20 protein-coding genes are annotated in these 21,587 nt (G+C 72.9%); 10 read left to right on the plus strand and 10 right to left on the minus strand.

The features are described 5' to 3' along the window. Positions 1–573 precede the first annotated feature (573 nt). The 4 genes from FRADC12_RS16685 to FRADC12_RS16705 all read right to left on the minus strand — a co-directional run bounded on the left by FRADC12_RS16685 (position 574) and on the right by FRADC12_RS16705 (position 6,352). Positions 574–1,017 (minus strand): MerR family transcriptional regulator, encoded by a 444-nt coding sequence (locus FRADC12_RS16685; RefSeq protein WP_045877337.1) that lies wholly within the window; start codon positions 1,015–1,017, stop codon positions 574–576. 120 nt (positions 1,018–1,137) lie between these two features. Further along, a complete protein-coding gene (locus FRADC12_RS16690; RefSeq protein WP_045877338.1) occupies positions 1,138–1,671 on the minus strand; it encodes a MerR family transcriptional regulator in 534 nt (177 codons plus the stop codon). A 256-nt stretch (positions 1,672–1,927) separates the two neighbouring features. Beyond that, positions 1,928–4,642, minus strand: coding sequence for a WD40 repeat domain-containing protein (locus FRADC12_RS28500; protein ID WP_198152945.1), 2,715 nt, complete (start codon positions 4,640–4,642; stop codon positions 1,928–1,930). Between the two features lie 147 nt (positions 4,643–4,789). Beyond that, the gene (locus FRADC12_RS16705; RefSeq protein ID WP_084010895.1) at positions 4,790–6,352 is read right to left on the minus strand and encodes a dipeptidase; all 1,563 of its coding nucleotides are present in this window, start codon (positions 6,350–6,352) and stop codon (positions 4,790–4,792) included. 111 nt (positions 6,353–6,463) lie between these two features. On the opposite strand from FRADC12_RS16705, the gene FRADC12_RS16710 reads away from it, so the two are divergent. Continuing rightward, positions 6,464–8,128, plus strand: a complete 1,665-nt coding sequence (locus tag FRADC12_RS16710) for a hydantoinase B/oxoprolinase family protein (RefSeq protein ID WP_045877340.1) — start codon at positions 6,464–6,466, stop codon at positions 8,126–8,128. Between the two features lie 22 nt (positions 8,129–8,150). Here FRADC12_RS16710 and FRADC12_RS16715 read toward each other — a convergent pair whose 3' ends face one another. Then, positions 8,151–8,732, minus strand: coding sequence for a DUF433 domain-containing protein (locus FRADC12_RS16715; protein WP_045877341.1), 582 nt, complete (start codon positions 8,730–8,732; stop codon positions 8,151–8,153). A gap of 232 nt (positions 8,733–8,964) precedes the next feature. Beyond that, on the minus strand, positions 8,965–9,246 hold the full coding sequence (locus FRADC12_RS16720; protein ID WP_045877342.1) for a hypothetical protein: 282 nt from the start codon (positions 9,244–9,246) through the stop codon (positions 8,965–8,967). 304 nt (positions 9,247–9,550) lie between these two features. On the opposite strand from FRADC12_RS16720, the gene efeU reads away from it, so the two are divergent. From efeU to efeB, 3 genes are all read left to right on the plus strand, one after another. Beyond that, a complete protein-coding gene (gene efeU / locus FRADC12_RS16725; RefSeq protein WP_045877343.1) occupies positions 9,551–10,576 on the plus strand; it encodes an iron uptake transporter permease EfeU in 1,026 nt (341 codons plus the stop codon). A 150-nt stretch (positions 10,577–10,726) separates the two neighbouring features. Then, positions 10,727–11,875 carry an iron uptake system protein EfeO gene (efeO, locus tag FRADC12_RS16730; protein ID WP_045877344.1) on the plus strand — a complete coding sequence of 383 codons (1,149 nt, stop codon included), beginning with the start codon at positions 10,727–10,729 and terminating at the stop codon, positions 11,873–11,875. A 91-nt stretch (positions 11,876–11,966) separates the two neighbouring features. Further along, positions 11,967–13,217 (plus strand): iron uptake transporter deferrochelatase/peroxidase subunit, encoded by a 1,251-nt coding sequence (gene efeB, locus FRADC12_RS16735; protein WP_045877345.1) that lies wholly within the window; start codon positions 11,967–11,969, stop codon positions 13,215–13,217. A 160-nt stretch (positions 13,218–13,377) separates the two neighbouring features. Here efeB and FRADC12_RS16740 read toward each other — a convergent pair whose 3' ends face one another. Then, positions 13,378–14,229 carry a TylF/MycF/NovP-related O-methyltransferase gene (locus FRADC12_RS16740; RefSeq protein WP_045877346.1) on the minus strand — a complete coding sequence of 284 codons (852 nt, stop codon included), beginning with the start codon at positions 14,227–14,229 and terminating at the stop codon, positions 13,378–13,380. A 575-nt stretch (positions 14,230–14,804) separates the two neighbouring features. On the opposite strand from FRADC12_RS16740, the gene FRADC12_RS16745 reads away from it, so the two are divergent. The 3 genes from FRADC12_RS16745 to FRADC12_RS16755 all read left to right on the plus strand — a co-directional run bounded on the left by FRADC12_RS16745 (position 14,805) and on the right by FRADC12_RS16755 (position 16,884). Next, positions 14,805–15,557, plus strand: a complete 753-nt coding sequence (locus FRADC12_RS16745) for a TMEM165/GDT1 family protein (protein ID WP_045879732.1) — start codon at positions 14,805–14,807, stop codon at positions 15,555–15,557. Between the two features lie 31 nt (positions 15,558–15,588). Next, positions 15,589–16,248, plus strand: coding sequence for a pentapeptide repeat-containing protein (locus tag FRADC12_RS16750; protein ID WP_045877347.1), 660 nt, complete (start codon positions 15,589–15,591; stop codon positions 16,246–16,248). A 264-nt stretch (positions 16,249–16,512) separates the two neighbouring features. Then, complete coding sequence (locus FRADC12_RS16755) at positions 16,513–16,884, plus strand: hypothetical protein (protein ID WP_045879733.1); 372 nt, start codon at positions 16,513–16,515, stop codon at positions 16,882–16,884. Between the two features lie 51 nt (positions 16,885–16,935). Here FRADC12_RS16755 and FRADC12_RS16760 read toward each other — a convergent pair whose 3' ends face one another. After that, a complete protein-coding gene (locus tag FRADC12_RS16760; protein ID WP_045877348.1) occupies positions 16,936–17,481 on the minus strand; it encodes a hypothetical protein in 546 nt (181 codons plus the stop codon). Between the two features lie 223 nt (positions 17,482–17,704). Here FRADC12_RS16760 and FRADC12_RS16765 point away from each other — a divergent pair, with 223 nt between their 5' ends. Next, positions 17,705–18,082, plus strand: a complete 378-nt coding sequence (locus FRADC12_RS16765) for an STAS domain-containing protein (RefSeq protein WP_045877349.1) — start codon at positions 17,705–17,707, stop codon at positions 18,080–18,082. A 29-nt stretch (positions 18,083–18,111) separates the two neighbouring features. Here the strand turns inward: FRADC12_RS16765 and mshD are convergent, their stop codons facing one another. Further along, positions 18,112–19,089 (minus strand): mycothiol synthase, encoded by a 978-nt coding sequence (mshD, locus tag FRADC12_RS16770; protein ID WP_045877350.1) that lies wholly within the window; start codon positions 19,087–19,089, stop codon positions 18,112–18,114. 203 nt (positions 19,090–19,292) lie between these two features. After that, positions 19,293–20,039 carry a winged helix-turn-helix transcriptional regulator gene (locus FRADC12_RS16775; RefSeq protein WP_045877351.1) on the minus strand — a complete coding sequence of 249 codons (747 nt, stop codon included), beginning with the start codon at positions 20,037–20,039 and terminating at the stop codon, positions 19,293–19,295. Positions 20,040–20,197: 158 nt separating this feature from the next. Here FRADC12_RS16775 and FRADC12_RS16780 point away from each other — a divergent pair, with 158 nt between their 5' ends. Both FRADC12_RS16780 and FRADC12_RS16785 read left to right on the plus strand, forming a co-directional pair. Continuing rightward, positions 20,198–21,103 carry an alpha/beta hydrolase gene (locus FRADC12_RS16780; protein WP_052710969.1) on the plus strand — a complete coding sequence of 302 codons (906 nt, stop codon included), beginning with the start codon at positions 20,198–20,200 and terminating at the stop codon, positions 21,101–21,103. Between the two features lie 44 nt (positions 21,104–21,147). Beyond that, positions 21,148–21,411 carry a MoaD/ThiS family protein gene (locus FRADC12_RS16785; RefSeq protein WP_045877352.1) on the plus strand — a complete coding sequence of 88 codons (264 nt, stop codon included), beginning with the start codon at positions 21,148–21,150 and terminating at the stop codon, positions 21,409–21,411. Positions 21,412–21,587 lie beyond the last annotated feature (176 nt).

Consider the following 21,587-nt stretch of genomic DNA (forward strand, 5'->3'; position numbering starts at 1 on the left):
CTGCCCCCAGCAGATCTGCCCCAGGCAGAACACCCCGATGCCGAGAACGCCCAGCGCCCGGGCACGGAGGCCGCCCCGGCCAGGCCCCGGCAGCCCGATGATCGCCATCTCAGCCGTCGGGTGGTCGTAACCGGGCTTGTCTCGCAGCCATCAGAGAGTCAAAAGAGCGATCATCACACCGTGCTACCGCAGCGGGCGCGCCTCCAGGCATCGCGAGGGGCGCTCAGCGCCCGAGGGCTGGGGGCCGGAGGCGCGGAGCGCCGTGTGGTGCCGCCGGTCGCCTTGGTGCTGGGACGTGGCGCAGATGCCGACTACCGCGGAGGCCAGCCCAGGTCGTCCACGCCCAGCTAGTTAGGTGTTGGGAGGGCGCTCAGCGCCCGAGGGCTGGGGGCCGGAGGCGCGGAGCGCCGTGTGGTGCCGCCGGTCGCCTTGGTGCTGGGACGTGGCGCAGATGCCGACTACCGCGGAGGCCAGCCCAGGTCGTCCACGCCCAGCTAGTTAGGCGTTGGGAGGGCGCTCAGCGCCCGAGGGCTGGGGGCCGGAGGCGCGGAGCGCCGTGTCCGGCCCCCAGCCTTAGTCGGCGGCGCGCCGCGCGCGGTGGGCGTCGTCGTGCAGGACGCCCAGGAACGACTCGGCGATGCGGACCTGCTCCTCCAGCGAGCGCAGCTTCTCCTCGCCCAGGGCGATCCAGGTCTCCAGCCGCTCCAGGAGCTCGGCGCGCCGCTCCGGGGTGGCGCCGGAGCTGGTCGCCTCGTCGCGCAGGTCGATGAGTGCTCGCATCTCCTCGAGGGCGAAACCGAGCGGCTTCATCTTCTTGATGAGCAGCAACCGGTCGACCGCCTCGTCGTCGTACAGCGGCGTGCCGGTCCCGTCCTCGCCGACGGCGGCGAGGATCCCGGCCTCGGCGTAGAAGCGGGTGGTACGCAGCGACAGGGTGACCTTGTCCGCCACGTCACCGATCTGGTAGGCCTCGCCCCCAGCGCCGGCGGCGGACGGGATGCTCTGGGTGTTGGACAACGGAACCCTTTACTCGATGCGGGACTCGGACGGATGAGTGCTGCTGGGTCCGCGGCCGGCGGCGACCAGGCCGGCTGGCCTGGCTGCCCACGCGCCCGCGTCGATGGCTCCCGGACCGGGTCAGACCCGGTCCGGGAGCGCCTCCTGGCCGTGGCCGGTGTCGTCCTGTCTGCCTCGCGCGGTCGCGGGGGTGCTGGGACCACGGGTCGCGTCGTCGTGCAGACCGGCGACGAAGTCGGCCGCGATGCCGGCGCGAGCCCGCAGGTCGGCGAGCTTCTGCTCCGCCAGCGCGGCCCAGGTCTTGAGCCGCTCCTGCAGCTCGTGCCGACGCTCTGCGGTCAGGTCCGGCAGCCGCAGCTCATCGCGGACGCCCAGCAGCGACCGCATCTCCTCGAGAGTGAAACCGAGCGGCTTCATCCGCTTGATCAGCAGCAGGCGATCGAGAGCATCCTCGTCGTAGAGCCGGAAGCCGCCCTGTGTCCGCCCGACCGGGGTCAGGAGCCCGGCCTCCTCGTAGAACCGGACAGTGCGCAGCGACAGCCCTACCTGGCGGGCGACATCCCCGATCTGGAGGACCGGGGGGATCTCCGCGGCCGAGCTGAGCGTGGCCGCGTTCGGATCCCGTCGGACGGTGAACAAAGGCTGCCCCCCCATCACGTCGAGTATCCGTAGGTCGAAGGCCGGCGGACCGCTCCCGCGGCTTTGCGGCGCTTCATCCCTTTAACCTAACGCAGCGCGTTCGCGAGCCTGAGGCCGGCTGGCGCTCGACGTGCCCGGCTAGCCGCGCGTCAAGCCCACGCATCCGCCGGTTTCGGGCGAACGATCCGAGCGTAGTGCCAGGTTGGGCGCCGGCCGGCCAGTTTGGGGGATGTTGATCGGGCCGGCGGGCGAGAGCGCCGAAGCGTCTGTCTCAGGGCCTCGCCGGGCCGTCACCGAGGGTGCTCTCGCCGTCAGTCCGATCAGGCGGGTGCTTGCCCGGGCCGGCGCGCTCGGCGGTCGTCTTGGGCGCGGCAGTTCGCGGAGCCGATCTTGGCCCGGTCGTCGGGAGTGGTCTCGTCGCCGGTCCGGTCGTCGAGAGGGGCCCCGTCCGCGGCCCTGTCTGGGGGAGCTGGGGCAGCGGAACGGTGCGCGGCCCGGTGTACGGAGCTGGCCCTGTCCGCGGCCCTGTCGTCGGGATCGGTCCTGTCTTCGGCCCTGTCGTCGGGATCGGTCCGGTCCGGGGCCCTGTGGTGGGTATCGGTCCGGTCCGGGGCCTCGTCGTGGGGATCGGTCCGGTCTGGGGGCCGATCTTCGGGAGCGGGCTCGACCGCGGCCCGGTCCACGGCAACGGGCCGGTCCGAGGACCGGTGGGCGGAAGTGGCCTGGCGGTCCGGATTGGGCCTGTGCCGGGTCCCCCGGTCGGAAGTGGCCCGGTGTCTGTCCTGGGGACCGGGCTCGGCTTCGTGGCCCCGGCCTCGTCGGTGGCCGGAGGCTGGTTGCCGTCGGAGGCCTCCCCGCCGCGCCCCCCGAGGACCGCCGGCCACCAGAAGATGACCATCAGCAGGCCCAGTGTGGCCGGGACCACCACCGCGAGGGCCTGGATCAGGTTGAGCCGGGGGCCGAGAGCGAGCGCGAGCCCCAGCACGATGGACAGGGTCCCGAAGGCCGCGCCCTGCGCGGTGGTCTTCGGGCTGGGCCGCTGGCCCGGCAGCGGGATCGCGTCTTCGCCGACGGCGTCCGCCGGGTCATTGAGGTCGTCCAGATCGGCGAGCCGGACCGGAGCCGCCGTCTCCGCCGGCGAGAGCTCGATCGACGCCGTGGGCCGCAGCAGGCTGACCGACCCGTCCAGGCTCGCGACGGCGAACAGCCCGCGGGCCGGTGAGAAGGCCACCGCGGTGACCGGCTGCCCGGCCTGCAGCCGGCCGACCGGGACGGTGGGGTCGGTCAGATCCCACAGCGCGACCTGCTCGGCGCTGACGGTCGCCAGCCACCGCCCGTCCGACCCGAACTCGACCGTGGTCACCCAGCCGGAGTGCGCGTCGATCGAGGCCCGTGGCGCCGGCGCCGACGGGTCGACGGTGTGCCAGAGGTCGACGGCGCCGTCGTTGCGCCCGACCGCGAGCGTCCGGCCGTCCGGCGCGACCGCGACACCGAACAGCGGGCCCTCGCCGGCCGTCAGGTGGGTACGGCGGACCGGCGCCGAGGAGACGTCCCAGAACTCGACCCGCTCGCCGACGGTCGCCAGCCAGCGGCCGTCCGGGAACATCGCGGCGCCGCGAGCCGCGCGTCGGTCGCCGGCGCGCCCGAGCACCCGGGGCCGGGCCGGGACGCTGACGTCCCAGACCCGGGCGGACTCGCCGGCGAACGTGCCGACCAGCCGTTGCCCGTCAGCCGAGAAGTGCAGGCCGGTCAGTCCGCCGGGATGGTCGAGCAGCGCGCGCGGCACCGGCGGCCCCGGCCGGTCGATCCGCCACAGCGCGGCGTGCGCCGTGTCGTAGCCGGTGGCCAGCCAGGCCCCGTCGGGGGAGATCGCCACCGCCGGCCCGACGGCGAACCGGGTCCTGATCATCCAGCGTTGCCAGGGCACGGCCGGGTCGGTGATGTTCCACAGCCGGACCGTTCCGTCGCCACTGGCCGTCGCCAGCCGCCGGGCGTCCGGCGAGAACGCGACCGCGTAGACGGGCGCGGTCACGTCGACGGCGGTTCTGGCCCAGCCTGGTCGGATCGGCGTGTGCGGTGGGCGCGACCAGCGGGGCGACCGTCGCCAGCCGCGCTCCCGGAACCAGCGCAGCCGCCGCGGCCCATCCGGCGTCGGCGTGGTGTGCGGGGCCAGTGACCAGCGCAGTGCCCCGCGCCACCCCGGCACGAACGACCAGACCGCCGCCGCCGGCCAGGTGAGCAGCCACATCCACCGTGCCCGCAGCCATCGGGCCCAGGCCCAGCGCCGGCGTCCCCGCCCGGGCAGCACCCCGACGACCGTGAACGCGGCTGGCCCCTCGTCCGTCGCGTCTTCCTCGACAGCCGCGGTGTCGGACGGGCCGGCCTGGTCCGGATCAGCGTCCTGCGAGTCGGCTGCGCGCGGATCGGTCGGGTGGGCGGTCGCCGCGTGGGTCGTGTCGTCGTGGACGGCCGCGCGGTCGGTGGCCGCGGCGGCCGACGTGACGACGCGGGTCGGTGCGCCGGCGGGTCCGGCGGTCGGCGCGGTCACCGTGACCGACGCGGTCGCCGTGGCCGGCGCGAACGGCCCGTCGATCGGGGGCAGGAGCATCGGCCCGGTCTCGGGGCCGGGCGGCGGGATCGGGACCGGGCCGGTGGTCGGATCGTCCGGGATCAGTAAACGGATCAGGTCGCCGAGATCGCCGCTGCCGGTGGAGCCGACCGACGAACTTCTGGTCTCGACCGGCTCCGGCATGGTGTCCGGGGCGGCCGGCGGCGCCGGCACGGCCTGCGTCGCCGCGGGTTCGGCGGCCACGGCCGCGTTCGTCGCCTTGGCCCGCGCGCGCGACGCCCTGACTCGGGCCGGCTTGGTCGGCTGGGCCCGGGGAGCCGATGGCGGCTGTGTCTCGGGGGCCTCCTCGGTCGTTGCCGCGTCGGAGGGCGCGGCTGGTTCGGGCGCCGTCGACGGCGGCGGTGCGGGCGCGGGCACAGCAGTCTCGTCCCCCCGCGGTCCCATGACCCCCAAGAATGGCATCAGGCGGGACCGAGTCTGGCGCTGGGTTGTCGGGTTTGGGCGCCGCCCGGCCGCCAGGCCCGTGCCGCCGGCCGACACCGGTCTGGTTTCGGCCTGGTTTCGTTACTTCCGCGCCGCCGGGGTGGCCGGATAGCCCAGCAGGAACAATGCCTCGGCCAGCGCGACCTGTTCGATCTCGCTCGGCGCGACGCTCTCGTTCGGCGCGTGCATGAGACAGGCTGGCTCCGCGACGCCGATCAGCATGATCTCCGCGTCCGGGTAGGTCCGGGCGAAGGTGTTGCACAGCGGGATCGCGCCACCCTGCCCGGCGGTGGTCACCGGCCGGCCGTAGGCCAGGGCCATCGCCGCGGCCATCGCCTGGTAGCCCCTTCCCGCGGTCGATGCCCGGAACGGCGCGCCGACCCCCTCCAGCGTGACCTCGACCTCGACGTGCCAGGGCGCGGCGGCCCGGAGATGGTCGGCGAGCAGCTCGAACGCGGCCCGCGGGTCGACTCCCGGTGGCACCCGCAGGTTCAGCCGCGCCGCCGCGTGCGGCTGCACCGCGGACGGAGCGCCGGTCAGCGGCGGCGCCTCGATGCCGATGACTGTCAGCGCCGGCCGGGCCCACAGCTGGTCGGCGACCGTTCCGCTGCCGAGCAGGTCCACCCCGGGCAGCACGTGCGCGTCCGTGCGCAGCTGGTCCTCGGGGTAGCTCTCGCCGTCCCAGACGCCGCCGTTGGCCAGACCGGTGATGGTGACGTCGCCGGCCTCGTTGTGCAGCGTCGCGAGCATGGCGACCAGGGCGAGCAGTGCGTCCGGCGTCGGGCCGCCGAACGTGCCGCTGTGCATGCCGCTGGTCCCGGTCGTCACGCGGACGACCGCGCTGACCATGCCGCGCAGCGCGGTCGTCATGGTCGGCACGCCGACGGCGACGTTGCCCGAGTCACAGATGACGATCGTGTCGGCGGCCAGCACGTCCGGGTGCTGCTCGACGAACCGCTCCAGGCCGCCGGTGCCCTGCTCCTCGGAGCCCTCGACGATCACCTTGATCCCGACGGCCGGCGCGTCCCCGACCGTGCGCAGCGCCGTGAGGTGGGCCATCAGGTTGCCCTTGCAGTCGGCGGCGCCCCGGCCGTACCAGCGGCCGTCCCGCTCGGTCAGCGCGAACGGCGGACTGTCCCAGCCCGTGTCGTCGCCGGCCGGCTGGACGTCGTAGTGGGCATAAAGCAGGACCGTTGGCGGGTTCTCTGCCGCCGGGTCGTTCGGCCCGTTATTGGCCGCCGGGTCGTTCGGCCCGTTCCTGGCGGCCGGGCCCACGGCACGGCCCGGGCGGTGGGCGACGACGGCCGTCGACCCGTCCGGCGTCTCCACCAACTGGACGTCCGGCAGCCCGGCGTCCCGCAGCGCGGCGGCCACGAGGTCGGCGGCGCGCACGCATTCGGCCGACGGGCCGGTTTTCGGGTCGAAGACGCTCGGCAGCGCGACCAGCTCGGCGAGATCCGCGAGCGCGCGCGGCATCAGCGCCCGCACCCGCGCCGCGACGTCGGCCGCCAGCTCATCTGTGAGGGCGTCGGACAGGCCCGGGGAGCCTGCCGGGTAGGCGGATCCCAGGGTCCCCGCCGGGCCGGCGACGCCGGTCTGGGAGGTCTGCGGGGAGGTCCGGGGCGGGCCGGAGGCGGCGGGCATGGCCCCTATCTGACCACGCCCACCACCGGTGTGCCGGCGCTGGGTAACCGAGCGCGACGCCCGCCAGCCTCGGGTGCGCCGGCCGCCCGCGGGGCTGGGATCCTGGCGGGCATGGACGAGCTGGCCAGCGAGAACAGGCAGACGGCCGGGCTGGACCCGGTGACGCTCTCGGTGCTGTCCAGCGCGCTGGCCGGCGTCGCCGAGGAGATGGGGACGCTGCTGGTCCGCAGCGCCTACTCGTCGAACATCAAGGAGCGGCGCGACTGCTCGGCCGCCCTGTTCGACGCGACCGGCCGGATGGTCGCGCAGGCGGCGCACGTCCCGGTGCACCTGGGCGCGTTGTACGAGTCGGTCCGGGTGGTCGCCGAGCGCCGCGCGGCCGCGCTGGCACGGGCCGGCGACGGGGCGCGAGTGGCTGAGGCCTCGCACGGGCCTGGCGACGTCTGGGTCCTCAACGACCCGTTCGCGGGTGGCAACCACCTGCCCGACGTCACCCTCGTCAGCCCGCTCGACTTCGGCGGCGAGCTCGTCGGCTACGCGGCCACCCGGGCGCATCACTCCGACATGGGCGGCATGCGGCCCGGCTCGATGCCGGCCGACTCGCGCGAGATCTTCGCGGAGGGGCTGATCATCCCGCCGGTCCGGCTGGTGCGGGCCGGTGTCTGGCAGGACGACATCCTCGACCTGATCTGCGCCAACTCCCGCACCCCCGACCTGCGCCGCGGCGACCTGCGCGCGCAGGCGGCCGCGAACCGACTGGCCGGCGTCCGGCTGGCCGAGCTCGCCGAGCGGCACGGCATGTCGACCGTCCTGACCGCCTTCGACGAGGTGCTGCGCTATGGCGAGCGGCGCAGCCGGGCGCTGGTGGCGCTGCTGCCCGACGGCCGCTATGAGGCGGCCAGCGAGCTGGAGGGCGACGGCGCGGACGACGTCGACATCCCGCTGCGGGTAGCGGTGACGATCGCCGGCGACGGCCTGACGGTCGACTTCGCCGGCACATCCCCGGCCGTGCGCGGCAACGTCAACTGCCCGCGCGCGGTGACCCGCTCGGCCTGCTGCTTCGCGCTGCGGGTGCTGCTGCCCGACGACGTCCCGGCCAACGACGGCACGTACGCGCCGCTCACCGTCGTCACCGAGCCCGGGTCGCTGGTGGATGCCCGCCGCCCGTCGGCCGTCGTCGCCGGCAACGTCGAGACCTCCCAGCGGATCGCGGACACGGTGCTCGCCGCTCTCGGCGCGGCTGTCGCCGCCGCGCGCGCGGCCGGAGCCGGCGCGGCCACCGCGGACCCGTTGCCCGTGCTGCCCGCGCAGGGCCAGGGGACGATGAACAACCTGGTCATCGGCGGCGACGGCTGGACCTACTACGAGACGCTGGCCGGCGGCGCCGGCGGCTCGGCCCGCGGTCCGGGCCCGTCCGGGGTCCACGTCGGGATGACGAACACGCTCAACACCCCGATCGAGGCGCTGGAGCTCGAGTACCCGATGCGGGTCGAGCGCTACGAACTGGACGAGACGACCGCCGGCGCGGGCCGCCACCCCGGTGGCGCCGGCCTGGTCCGCTCCATCCGGGTGCTCGCCCCCGCGACCCTCTCAGTCCTCACCGACCGCCGCCGCCACGCCCCCGAAGGCGCCGAGGGCGGCGCACCGGGCGCCGTCGGCCACAACGACGTCGACGGCGAGCCACTCCCACCCAAGGCCAGCCGCCCGCTCGCCCCCGGGTCGGTCGTGACCATTCGCACCCCAGGCGGCGGCGGCTGGGGCGTCCCGCCGTCCTGACCATCCCGGTCTCTCACCGCCATTAGCGCGGTGGGTCCGGGTGGAGGTCGGTGACGGTGTAGCGCCCGCATGAAAAGTTAAGCCTGGCTCGGACCAGGCCGGCGACGAGGTCGTAGGGCACGCGGGTGCCGGCGACCACGGGCTCACCGCCGCGGGTCTCCGGATCGATCTCCAGGCTTCTGCGTGGGTGGAAAAGGCTGGGAACCACGACGCCCTCTCGGGCCGCGAAGGGTTCGAGGATGTCGCCCATCATGACCAGCGCACCTTGGCCGGGGCTGCGCACCAGGTTGGTGACCGTGCCGCCGTCGACCAGCATGACCGTGCCGCCGTCAGACACCAGTCGATATCGGGAAAGGTGCTCGTACTCGCCCAGTCCACGCAGGTTGTCGATCGCCTTCCGGACCCGCTGCAGGGAAACCGTGCGACGCAGAAAGACGCAGGTTCGCAGCGCCAGTAGATCCCGGAAAGAATAGAGGACGCGCGGCGGCTTGGCGGCGATCTCGGGCACGAGAACCGGCCCGGCGCCGCCTTCTCGGCGCCAGTGCGACAGCTGCCGCTGGGTGGCGCCCGACAAAGCCGCCGCCAGCTGAGCTGTATACGCCACGTCGCCTCCTCTGCGCCCAGTCGGCTTCCGGGTCGCCCGTTCCAGGAGCGCGTGGCCAGGAGGCGACCTAACCGTCATGATCGTATACCCCGCCGGCCTCGTGGGCTGGCCCCTGGCGGGGCGGTGGATCGCGGGCCACTACTCGAGCCTGTGCGCGATGGGTGGGGGATCACGGTCGTGCGGGGGAAGTGACCAGGTTCCCGCCTCGGCCACCGCACGACCGTGATCCCGTCTAGGGGGCCGGCGGGTGGTGGCCGGTGGATGACGCGGTGAGCCCGGGGCCGGGCTGGAGCTCGTCGGGCGGGCCGAGGTGGATCTGGATGGTGCGCACGGAGCGCCAGTTGACGAGCATGGTTCGGCCGTTCGCCAGGTGGAGCTGCTCGACCTCGCAACGGAAGACGGCCTGGGCGACGCGTCGGCGTAGCTCCTCCGGGTTGGTGTCGGCCGGCAGCTCGAACACCTGACCGTCGATCACGATCCGCACCCCGGCCTCCGGCCGGCCGGTCCCTGTCACGCGTTCACGTTCGCACGGGTGTTCGACCAAGGCAACATCGTGGGCTTCGCTCCTGCTCACGTGTCGCCAGGTGCGCGGTCTGGTGCCGACCGGAGCGACGAACCCGCCGGCTCGTCACTACCCGCGTTCTTCTGCTTCCGTGTCGTTTCCGATGGCCGGACGTGTGCGTCTCGATGGGTCAGAGGTCTAGGTGTCGTCGTTCCGGAGACTCTTGCACTCGAGGGTAAGGCTGTCCTAAGTTAGGCAAGCTTGCCTTAGGTTAGGTCAGCTTGAGTCGGTGGAGTGGCGAAGGGAAGGGTGGCCGGTGCTTCCAACTTTTGTGATCGGGCTGCGCGAAGGGCTGGAAGCATCCCTGATCGTCGGCATCGTCGCCGCCTTCCTCCGGCAGCGGGGCCGTCGCGACGCGTTGCGCCAGGTCTGGATCGGTGTCGGGCTGGCCCTGGTGCTCTGCCTGGCCGTCGGCATCGTCCTGCAGGCCGTCGACCGGGAGCTGCCGCAGCGCCAACAGGAGGGGCTGGAGACCGTCATCGGGCTCATCGCGGTGGCAATGGTCACCTACATGATCCTCTGGATGCGGCGCAACTCCCGCGACCTCAAGCGCTCGCTGGAGAACGCGACCGAGTCGGCGCTGGAGACAGGGTCGACCGGCGCACTGGTAGCGATGGCCTTCCTCGCCGTGCTGCGGGAGGGCTTCGAAACCGCGGTGTTCCTCATCGCTGCCTTCAACGCGAGCACCTCGCCCGCCAGCGCCGGTATAGGCGCGCTTCTCGGTGTGCTCGTCGCCGTCGTCATTGGTGTCGGTATCTATCGCGGTGGCGTACGCATCAACCTTTCCCGCTTCTTTCGGGTTACCGGGCTCGTTCTCGTCCTGGTCGCCGCCGGACTGCTTGCGACGGCCGCACACACCGCCCATGAGGCCGGCTGGCTGAACACCGGTCAGGGGCAGATGTTCGACATGTCGTGGCTCGTGCGGCCGGGCACGCCGTTGGCCAGCGTGCTGACCGGCGTGCTGGGGATGCAGCCGCGACCGGTCGTCGCCGAGTTCGTGGCGTGGATCATCTATCTCGTCCCGCTGGTGCTGTTCATCGCCTGGCCCACCAGGCGGCGCGGATCTCCTGCCGCGGCGGCCACCCAGCCCTCGACGGGAGAAGCGGGCGAAGCGGTGGCGCCAGAAGGCTCCGTTCCAGGCGCCATCGGGCCAGAAGCCACCGTGCCAGCCGCTGTCGGGTCGGCAGCCGTCGGGTCGGCAGCCGTCGGGTCGGCAGCCGTCGGGCCGGCAGCCGAGACGACGACAGGTGAGCTTCAGCCGGAGCCGGCTCCCCGGAAATAGCCACCGCCCGAAAACCGCCGGCCCGCAACACGCCGGATGCCTGGTCCAGGCCCGCCGCAGCCAGGGCATCCGGTGGCAGGACAGTTCCGCGTCCGCCACCAGGGCTGGCCTCCGCGCAAACCAAACACTCACCAATACTGGGGGTACTCCGTGTGCCGCGCACCACTCGCGTTCAGCGCCATTGCCGTCATCACTGCCGCGTGCGCCGCCTGCGGAGGTAGCTCGTCCGGATCCGGGACGAGCGCCGGTAAGCAGACCGTCAACGTGACGATCTCTGTGAAGGGCTGTACTGCCGATCCGGCCACCATCCCGGCGGGGGCGACGACGTTCAAGATTACGAACAAGGACGCCGACGCCATCACCGAGACCGAGCTGCTCAACGGCGACACGATTCTCGGCGAGAAGGAGAACCTCACGCCGGGCCTTTCCGGCACGTTCTCCCTCAATGTCAAGCCGGGCAAGTACCAGATTTACTGCCCTGGCGCGAAGGGCGGCCCGGAGAAGGTCGGCTTCGTCGTCACCGAGGCGGTCTCCGGCGCCGCCGTGGCCACGCTGTCGCCGGAGGTGGCCGCCGAGCTCAACACGGCCACCACCCAGTACGCCGACTACGTAAAGGCCCAGGTAGCGGAGCTGGTGACCAACACGACGCCCTTCGTCGCCGCGGTCAAGGCCGGCGACCTCACCCAGGCCGCCGCCCTCTACGGCGCGCCGCGCCTGAACTACGAGCGGATCGAACCGGTCGCGGAGGCGTTCGGGGATCTCGACCCGGCCATCGACGCCCGGATCGACGACGTCGACGACCCGGCGAAGTGGACCGGCTTCCACCGCCTGGAGAAGTCCATCTTCGCGGACAAGTCGCTGGACGGCATGGGCCCGATCGCCGACCAGCTGCAGGCCGACGTCGGCAAGCTGAACACGCTCGTCGCCACGACGACCTACCAGCCGGCCCAGGTCGCCAACGGCGCGACCGAGCTGCTCGACGAGGTGGGCCAGTCCAAGATCACCGGTGAGGAGGAGCGCTACAGCAAGCTCGACCTCCTGGACATGCAGGGCAACATCGACGGCGCGGACAAGGCGTTCACCTTGCTCCAGCCGGGCCTGTCGAAGATCAACCCGACGCTGGCCTCGACGGTCCAGGGCCGCTTCGCCGACATGTACGCCGCCATGGCGCCGTACAAGGAGGGAACGGGCTACGTCTCCTACGACAAGGTGACCGAAGACCAGCGTAAGACGCTCTCGCAGGCCGTCGACGCACTGGCGGAGCCGCTGTCGCAGGTGGCCGGGACGATCGTGCAGTAAGGCACCGCACAGGCGGCCGTTCGAGCGAGAAGCCGGACGGCCGCCCGGCGGCGGGTACCTCCCAGGAAGATCACGAGGGGATTCAGCAGTGATGGCCGACCAGCGTGGATTCTCCCGGCGCCGGGCACTGCTCGGCGCGGCCGGGTTGGCGGGGGCAGGGGCGGCGACACTGGCCAGCTGCTCGGACGACGGTTCGAAGCCGCCGGCCGGCGCGCCGCGAGACGTCGTCGCGTTCCACGGCCCGCAGCAGGCCGGCGTGAGCACCGCGGCTCAGGACCGGCTGGCCTTCGCCGCCTTCGATGTCTCCGCCGGCGTGACCCGCGACGAGCTGCGTGACCTGCTGCGGACCTGGACCGACGCGGCCAGCCGGATGGCGGCCGGTCAGCCGGTCAGCGACGTCGAGTCGGCGCCGCAGTCGCCGCCCCGGGACACCGGCGAGGCACTGGGCCTGTCGGCCGCCCACCTCACCATCACCTTCGGCGTCGGCCCGTCGCTGTTTGACGACCGCTTCGGCCTCAGCGCCCGGCGGCCGGCGGCGCTCGCCGACATCCCGGCGATGCCCCGCGACGAGCTCGAGCCGGATCGCGGTGGCGGCGACCTGTGCATCCAGGCATGCGCCGACGATCCGCAGGTCGCCTTCCACGCCGTGCGCAACCTGCGCCGGCTGGCCCAGGGCACCGCCGTGCTGCGCTGGTTCCAGCTGGGGTTCGGGCGGACGAGCACCACCAGCTCCACCCAGCAGACGCCGCGCAACCTGATGGGCTTCAAGGACGGCACGAACAACATCAAGCGCGAGGACACCAAGTCCCTGGCGACGCACGTCTGGGTTGGCCCGGACACCGACCAGGCCTGGATGCGTGGCGGTACCTACCTGGTCACACGCCGGATCCGGATGCTGCTGGAGGCGTGGGACCGCGACTTCCTGGCCGACCAGGAGGACGTCTTCGGCCGGCGGAAGGACACCGGCGCCCCGTTCGGCGCGGAGACGGAGTTCGACCCGGTACCGCTCGCGGCCAAGGGCGAGGACGGCGCCCCGGTGATCCCGGCCGACGCCCACATCCGGCTCGCCGCTCCGGCCACCAACGGCGGCATCACGCTGCTGCGGCGCGGCTACTCCTACACCGACGGCGTCGACCAGCAAACCGGTCAGCTTGACGCGGGCCTGTTCTTCATCGCCTTCCAGCGTGACCCGCGCACCGGGTTCGTCCCGGTCCAGCGCAGGCTGGCACAGTCGGACGCGCTCAACGAGTACATCCGGCACACCAGCAGCGCGCTGTTCGCCGTCCCCCCGGGCGTCTCCGCCACCGGCGGCGACTACTGGGCCCGGGGCCTGTTCGCCTGAGACCCGGCGCTGGGCAGGCCGACCCGGCGGTCGAGATGATCGCCGTCCTGGCCCTGGAGTGGTCGTGTTCCGGGACCGTCCACGACCACTCCAGGGCCAGGACGGCCATCTTGGACCGAGGCCGGCGGGTGGGGGCCGGGGAGGCCCGGAAGACGTGGCGTCAGAAGGTCTTCGCGCCGATGGCCGAGGGGCGCGGCAGGGGTGCGGGCTGCGTGCTCGCCGCCGGGACGACGCCGATCGCGCCGCACTCGGGCCCCATCCGGTTCAGCAGGATCGGGATGCGGTGGGTCGCGACGTAGGCGTCGACGGCCTGCTGGGAGCCCTTCCACCAGCCGTAGTCGTCCACGATCAGCACCCCGCCGGGCATGATCCGCGGGTAGAGGTGCTCCATCTCGTGCCGGGTCGACTCGTACCAGTCGGTGTCCAGCCGCAGCAGCGCGATCCGCTCCGGGGCCTGCTCGGGGACCGTCTGCTCGACCAGTCCCTTGACGAAATGGATCCTGTCTTCCGGGTAGCCGATCCGGGCCATGTTCTCCCGCACCTGCTCCAGTGGCACGATCGACCACGCCGAGGCCGGGTCGGTCGGGTCGGCGTGAGCCAGCAGGTTCTCGGCGGTCTGCCCGTCCGGGGCGATGTCCACGCCGGTCGGCGCCGGCATCCCCTCGAAGGTGTCGAACAGGTACAGGTGACGTGAGGTGTCGCCGGCCTGGAGCAGCGTGCGCGCGGCCGCCATCGCCGAGCCGCCGGCCCAGACCCCGCATTCGACGATGTCGCCGGGAATCTTGTTGTTCAGCAGGTAACGAACGGCCTGGATGAGGCCGAAGACCTTCGACGCGTCGGTCATCGTGTACGGCGAGGTCTCCCGGATGGTCGAGACGGCCAGCGCGTCCATGCCCGGCATCTCGAACCCGGCGCGGCGACGGACGACATCGAAGCCCCTCTGTCGCACCGCGCTGCGCAGGGTCGACCTGGCCTGGTTGGCGTACGCCGTGACCTGCTTCTTGGAAGCCATGCGCCTCTCGTCGACTACGGCCCGCGCGTCGCCGTCGGCAGTACGAGCAGGTGCGCCCGACGGCGTTCGAGCGATGATTTCATAGCGGTCTGTGGCATATGTGGCCCGGTCTTGGCCCATTTAGCCGTGGCCCGCTCCCGGCCCTCAGGCTGTGGCCCGCTCCTGGCCTTCAGGCTGTGGCCCGCTCCCGGCCCTCAGGCTGTGGCCCGCTCCCGGCCCTCAGGCTGTGGCCCGGTCCGGCCTGGGCGGCCGGCCAGGTGGCGGTCGTTCGCCCGCGCGCGGCGGGGTGACGGTCGCCGCAGCGCGGTCCGGTGCCGTGCGGCGCTGAGTAAGGTGGGCTCAGAAGGGGAGTAGCCCTGCTGTCCGGCATGAGAGTGTCGGGCGGCCCTGCCGTCGACATACTGGCGGCGTCGCGAGGCGGGTCGGCGACGGCCGGCCGGTAGGCGGCGCAGGCCCGGCGGCCGGGCCTGGTCGGTCTCGGAACCGGCCGGGTGGGCGAGACCTTCGATCCGGTTCGCGACGCCGGGTCGAAGGCGTCCCCGCGCCCGGCCCGGCCCGAGAGGAAGGGCCAGGCCGTGAGCCCCACCGCCGCGCTCGTAACGTTCGGCATCATTTTTCTGGCTGAGCTTCCCGACAAGACCCTCGTGGCGAGCCTGGTGCTCGGCAGCCGGTTCCGGCCGCTGCACGTGTGGGTCGGGGTGGCCGCCGCGTTCCTGGTCCACGTCACGCTGGCGGTCGCCGTCGGCAGTGTCCTCACGCTCCTGCCGCACCGGGTCGTCGATGCGGTGGCCCTCGTGCTGTTCGTCGCCGGAGCGGTCCTCGTTTACCGGGAGGGCAACGAGGACGAGGCCGAGGAGGAGCTCGAGGCCGAAGCGGAGGTCGCGCAGGTCGTCGGCCAGGGGCGGAGCGTGACGGCCGAGGTCATGCCCGGTGCCGTCGACGCCCCGGGCCTGGCCCGGCCAGGTGAGCCCTCGACGGTCCCGGACGCCGCGGGGACGAGCGTCGCGGCCATGGGTGGCAGGAGCAGGAAGGCCCGGGAGACGCCGCGCGGGTTCTGGCGGGTGGCGGCGACGTCGTTCACCGTCATCTTCGTGGCCGAGATGGGCGACCTGACCCAGATCTCGACGGCCAATCTCGCCGCCCGGTTCGGTTCGCCGGTGTCGGTCTGGCTCGGCGCGGTCCTCGCCCTCTGGGCCGTCGCCGGGCTCGCGATCGCCGGCGGCCGCAGCCTGTTGCGCGTCATCCCCGTGAAGGTCATCACCCGGGTCGCCGCAGCGGCCTTCGTCGTCCTCGCGGTCATCAGCTTGTTCGACGTCATCCGCGGCTGAGCGGGCCGGTGCGACCCGGCATGCTGTTCTCATGGCGACGACGGCGCGGCGGCGAGGCGATCCCTGGGCTCCGGTGGCTCCGGACCTCCCGGCGGAGCCGCCGGACCCCGCGACGCCTGGCCCGGCGGCGGCCGTGGAGCTCGCGGAGTTGCTCGCCGAGACCGGCGACGGGGACGGGCGCGACGTCCGGCTGGTTGGGGTCCGGCTGGCGAGGCTGCGGGTGGTCGGCGGCGACCTGGCCGGCGTCACCCTGCGGGATGTCGCCCTCCGGGAGGTCGCGCTCGCGGGGACCGTGGCCGACGGTGGTGCGGCGACGAGGGTGACCGTCGACGGTGGCCGGCTGTCTGGCGCTGTCTGGGTGAGTGGCGAGGTCCACGACGCCAGGCTGACCGGTGTCCGCGCCGACGGCCTGACCCTGCGGTTCTGCCGGCTGCGCCGCTGCCGGTTCGAGGACTGCGACCTGACCGCCCTGGACCTGACCAGAAGCCGGCTCGACCATGTCGAGTTCGTCCGCTGCGACCTCACCGGCGCCGACTTCACCGGCATGACCGTGGCCGCCGCACGGTTCGCCGACTGCCGGTTCGACCGGGTGACCGGTGCCGACGGCCTGGCTGGCGCGCAGATCGGCGCCGGGGACCTGGTTGGCCTCGCTCCGTCGCTCGCGACCGCACTCGGTATCGTCTTTCAGTGACACCAATGTCACCGAAAGAGGCATACGACCCTACTATGGGTTCTACGAGTAACTAATTCTGTACGCATCGTTTCGACCCGGTGTCGGGGCGCGCGACCCCGCGTGCTTATATCGGTGCGTCGACAGGGTTTGAGTCGTCGCCCCGCCATCGGGCGAAGCGCAGCCTCGGGTCTGGGGTGTCCTGTCGTCATGGACAGCGCGGGCACCACGCGGTCGACCAGCGTCGGCGATCCGGGTGGCCGCTTCGGCGGAGGTGAGTGGGGCGTGGGCGAGACCGTGGACGATGGCGCCTGTGGCGAATGGCAGCGGGTGCCCGAGGAGATCGCGCAGCGGCTCGGTGATGTGCCCGGAGCCGCGTACGAGGTGCCCGACGAGGTGACCTGCGCGCTCGAGGGCGGTCACCAGGGCAACCACACCGCCGTCCTGCAGGGCTGGGGCGATGACGAGGTGTGGCTGCTCTGGACCGTCCCGAGGACCGTCGTCGCGCCCGGCTGCCGCGCCGACGGCCTGACCTGCCTGCTCCCGAACGGCCACACCGGCCGTCATCACGTGCTGCTGGCGGACGTGGTCGAGGATGATGGCCCCTACTGGGTCGCCGACCGTGCGGAGCTCGACGCGAGGCTGACCCGCGGCTGAGCCCCGCGCCTGCGGCCGTCGCCTGGCCCGGGAAGCGACACGAGGGCGGACCTAGCCGGGCCCCCGGCTGGCGCCCGTGGCCGGTAGCGCGAACACGAGGCTCACGTCGACATCCGCGCCGAAGTCCAGCAGGCTTGCCCCAGGGGGCAGGTCGTCCAGCGCGGTGCGGAGGCTCTGGGCGCTGGTGCCCTGGCCGGCGACGACGACGAGCTGGCCGGCCGGCTCGTCGTGCGGTTCTTCGCCGCCGGCCCGGATCCCGGCACCGGCCCCGCCTGCGCGGATGCCGCGGCGGGTGAGCTCGGCGGCATGGGCCAGGCCGTCCGCGAGCCGGTCCGCCTCCGCCGGCCGCAGGTAGACCGCGTTGACGGCGTCGAGCAGCGGTGACTGCAGTCGCAGGAGAACCACCCGATCTCCCGTGAAGCCGCCCGGCTGGGTGCTGATGGTGATCGAGCTGCCGTCGGTCCGCTGCAGGAACGTGACTCCGTGCGGATCTCGTTCGCCGCCGGCCACGGCTATCGGCTGCCCGAAGCTCGTGCCTCCCGCGGGTCTCGGCGACGCGGCGCGCTGGCTGAGGGTGCGGTCCTGTTCATCACGCATGCTCGCAAGATCGCATCGGGGCCGACCCGATCCCACCCCGCGAGGCGGGGACCTTTCTGGCGGTCTCCGCGCGGGCTCTCGGTCCGGGCCGCCGGTTGCGCCTTCGGGCCGCCGCGGAAACGGGTGGGGGAGCGGTGGGCGACTTGGGGGACGGGGTGTGAGGCCGCGTCGAGGGGGGTAGGGCAACGACCGATCGGCCTGGAACCGGCAGTGGCGGGGAGCGATGATCCTTAGAGTGAGCGTCGAAGTGACAGGCCCGCATGCCATCGTGATCCGGCCCGAGGGCGACATCGACTACTCGTCCCTCGAGCCCCTGCGCGAGGCTCTGATGGACGCCCGGATGGCGGGCGTCAGCGAGATCGTAGTCGATCTTGCCGAGGTGGGGTTCCTCGACTCGCAGGGCTTGGCCGTCATCCTCTACGCGCACCGCAGGCAGCGCTCCACCGGCGGCCGGCTGGTCCTGCGCAACCTCAACGACATGGCCCGTCGCCTGCTGCACGTCACGAACCTCACGGCGGTTCTGGACGTCGAGGGTGGCGTGGGCGAGCCGCCGACCGCTGCCGCGGTCACCGGCCCGCGTTCCGTGAGCCGCGGCGGCTGACGGCCCGGCGTGCCGGAGACCGGCCCTGATCACCCGGAGGCGGCGACGGTGGCGCGGTACTGCGCGTCGACCGCGTAGCGGCTGAACCCGAGGCCCTCGTACATCCGTACCGCCCGGACGTTGTCCTCGTCGGTATAGAGCATCACCGCGGCGATGCCCCGGTCGTCACGCAGGTGGCGCAGCCCGGCCAGAGTGAGGGCTCGGCCCAGGCCGCCGCCGGCCCGCGCCGGATCCACGCCGACGACGTAGACCTCCCCGATCGGCCCGGCAGCGACGGCCCCAGGCGGTGGGACGGGGTCCACCGGATGCACCTTCGTCCAGTGGAAGCCGACCAGTTCGCCGTCCCGTTCCGCCAGGAAGAAGCCGGCCGGGTCGAACCAGGATTCCGCCTCGCGGGGCAGCAGGTCCCGCTCGGTCCAGCGGCCCTGCTCCGGGTGGTTCGCGAAGGCCCGGGCGTTCAGCGCGAGCCAGCCGCCCTCGTCCGCCCCCGGCTCGAACGTCCGCACCGTGACGCCCGCGGGCCAGACCGGCTTGGGCAGGTCAGCGCCGTCGAGCAGCGGGCGGCGCAGCTGCAGCAGTACCCGGCCGCGGGAGAACCCGGCCCGGTCGGCCAGCGTCGCGGCGGCGGCCGAGTCGCCGTGCGCCCAGATGTCCAGGGTGGCCGGTCGGCCTGGTCCCGCCGGCATGTCCTGGCGCACGGCGCCTAGCAGCGTCTCGACCAGCCGGGTCCCGACGCCGTGGCGCCGGTGAGCCGGATGGACGACCAGCTCCGCCTCCCACGCGCCGTCGCCGGCCCGCGCCAGCTGGGCGTACCCGACGACCCCCGCGTCGTCGGCGGCGACCAGATGAGACCGGCCGGGCGAGGCGCCGGGGCCGGGCCGCAGCGTCAGCGCCACGTCGTCCGACACCGGTCCGACTCCGTCGGCGGTCCGCGCGGCGGCGACCAGCGCGCCGACGCCGGCGGCCAGTCCCGCCGGCAGACTGTCCGACCAGCTCAGCAAGCTCACCAGCCGACGGTAAGCCAGGCCTGCCCTGGCCGCACGAACCATGGACTAACCGGCCACCGGCGAGCACTCGCCGACAGACGTCGACGCGGCGCCGGCCCGGTGGCCGACGCCGCGTCGACGTCGCGATCGTGTGGGATCACCGAATGCCCGGTCCCGGAACCGCCGGGGCCGGGCGGCGGGCGAGGCGTCCGCCGCCCGCGGGGTCAGACGCGCTCGGGCGTGCGGATCTCGTCGCGCTCCAGGCGGCTGGCCGCCGTGGTGTCAGGCAGCGGCGTGATCGGCGGGGCAACGAACTTGTAACCGACGTGCCGGACCGTACCGATCATCGACTCGTGCTCGGCGCCGAGCTTGGCGCGCAGCCGGCGGACGTGCACGTCCACGGTACGGGTACCGCCGTAGTAGTCGTAGCCCCAGACCTCCTGCAGCAGCTGGGCTCGGGTGAACACCCGGCCCGGGTGCTGGGCGAGGTACTTGAGCAGCTCGAACTCCTTGAAGGTGAGCTCGAGCGGACGGCCGCGCAGCTTGGCGGAGTAGGTGGTCTCGTCCACGGACAGGTCGCCCGAACGGATGACGCCGGCCTCGGCGGTCCCGCCAGCGGCGGCCACCCGGCCGATCGCGAGGCGCAGCCGAGCTTCCACCTCTGCCGGGCCCGCCGTGTCGAGCACCACGTCATCGACACCCCAGTCGGCGGAGACCGCGGCGAGGCCGCCCTCGGTGACCAGGGCGAGCAGCGGGGTGGTGAGGCCCGTCGTGCGCAGCAGGCGGCACAGACCTCGGGCGATGACGAGCTCGCGCCGTCCGTCCACGGCGATGACGTCGACCGGTGGGGCGTCGAGCAGCGCGCTGGCCTCCAGTGGCGCGACGCGCACGGTGTGGGTGAGCAGGCCGAGCGATGGGAAGGACTCGGCGGACGGACCGGGGGCGTTGGTGAGCAAAAGGACGACGCTCAAGACGGCTCCTCCAGGTGCGGCGGATGGTGGTGGGGCAGCGTCGACCCAGGTGGTGCCGAGCGGTCCGTTCTTGGCCTTGGTTGACACAAGTCAGACTGCGGCGTCTCACGACCGTCATGGGCATGAAACGCACATCGGTACGTGAGGAGGATAGCGGAGTGCTCGACCGCGCTCCCACCGTCTACCGGGTTCTCCCAACCGCCGACGCTGAGATTCTGGCCACTGCGTTGCTTGACTACGGCCCTTTGGTGGGGGGCGAGCCGCGGCCACCAGTGGTCGTGGTCGTCCCGGGATTCTCCGGAACCATCGCGCGCCGAGCAGTGCGCTCCGTCGCCGAAGGCCTGCGCTGGCACACAAACGTGCTGCTGATCGAGACGCGGGGTCACGGCAGCTCCACCGGCCGTTGCACATTCGGTGACCGCGAGGTGTTCGACGTTGACGCGGCCGTGGGCGAGGCTCGGCGACTCGGATATGACCGCGTGGTCACTGTCGGGTGGTCGATGGGTGGCGCGGCCGTACTGAGACACGCCGCGTTGGCGCGTTCTGGAACGTCCGTTTACGGGCGTCTGCTGCGTCACATTCCAGATGCCGTCGTCGGGGTCAGCGCGACCAGTCGGTGGTTCGTGCGTGATACGGCGCCGATGCGTCGCATTCACTGGATGGCCGAGACGCCGACGGGCCGGCTGGTTGCCCGGCTCGGCTTCGGGGTGCGGATTCCGGCTTCGCCCTGGTCGCCCGTGCCCGCCGAGTGGCCGGCCGCGCCGGTCGACCTGATCGGGCAGATCGCCCCTGCACCGACGTTGATCGTCCATGGCGAGCAGGACGCCTATTTCTCCGTGGAGCACGCGCGGGCGCTCGCCGCCGCGGCCGGCCCGTCGGCCCGGCTCTGGCTCGTGCCCGGCTTCGGGCATGCGGAGGCCGGTGTCGTGCCGGGGCTCGTCGACAGGATTGGGAGGTATCTCCCTTGTCTCCTGGATGGGCACCGTCACGGCTCCGGGCTCGACGTGGATAACGGTTGGGAAACGACAGTGAAACATACCGGCAATCGCCCCGGGGTGCCGTGACCTGCGGCGAGGGGGATGATCTGAAGTCGACGAGGGGAGCCGAGGTGACCGAAGCGCCGGAGGTAACCGTCCGGTACTGGGCGGCCGCGCGGGACGCGGCCGGCGCCGCACAGGAGCTGCTCCGGGCGGACACGCTGGCCGCCGTGATCACCGCGGCGGCAGACCGGCATGGTCAACGGCTCGCCGAGGTGCTCGCCCGTTGCTCGTTCCTCGTCGACGAGGAGCCCGCCGGCAGGCGTGACCCGGCCACGATCCCGTTGCGCGCCGGCAGCGTCGTCGAGGCGCTGCCGCCCTTCGCGGGCGGCTGAGGCCCGCCGCGGCGGGCGCGCGGCCCATATCACGGCCGATCGGATGAACATGCCTGGTCGGCCGGGCAGCGGCAGGGTGTCGTGCAAGCATGAGGGGGTGCGCGCCCGCGATCCACGGACCTGCGCCCCCGCCGGATCGGCGGGTCCTGCGGCGTTCCCGGACCCATCCTCCCCGG

The organism is Pseudofrankia sp. DC12, from assembly GCF_000966285.1.
GTDB lineage: Bacteria > Actinomycetota > Actinomycetes > Frankiales > Frankiaceae > Pseudofrankia.

Excerpts from the sequence above, each read along its gene's own strand:
- FRADC12_RS16750 (WP_045877347.1), top strand. The coding sequence starts at position 15,589 with ATGGCGACGACGGCGCGGCGGCGAGGCGATCCCTGGGCTCCGGTGGCT.
- FRADC12_RS16760 (WP_045877348.1), bottom strand. The coding sequence starts at position 17,481 with ATGCGTGATGAACAGGACCGCACCCTCAGCCAGCGCGCCGCGTCGCCG.
- FRADC12_RS16740 (WP_045877346.1), bottom strand. The coding sequence starts at position 14,229 with ATGGCTTCCAAGAAGCAGGTCACGGCGTACGCCAACCAGGCCAGGTCG.
- FRADC12_RS16765 (WP_045877349.1), top strand. The coding sequence starts at position 17,705 with ATGATCCTTAGAGTGAGCGTCGAAGTGACAGGCCCGCATGCCATCGTG.
- FRADC12_RS16705 (WP_084010895.1), bottom strand. The coding sequence starts at position 6,352 with ATGCCCGCCGCCTCCGGCCCGCCCCGGACCTCCCCGCAGACCTCCCAG.
- FRADC12_RS16710 (WP_045877340.1), top strand. The coding sequence starts at position 6,464 with ATGGACGAGCTGGCCAGCGAGAACAGGCAGACGGCCGGGCTGGACCCG.
- efeB (WP_045877345.1), top strand. The coding sequence starts at position 11,967 with ATGGCCGACCAGCGTGGATTCTCCCGGCGCCGGGCACTGCTCGGCGCG.
- FRADC12_RS16690 (WP_045877338.1), bottom strand. The coding sequence starts at position 1,671 with ATGGGGGGGCAGCCTTTGTTCACCGTCCGACGGGATCCGAACGCGGCC.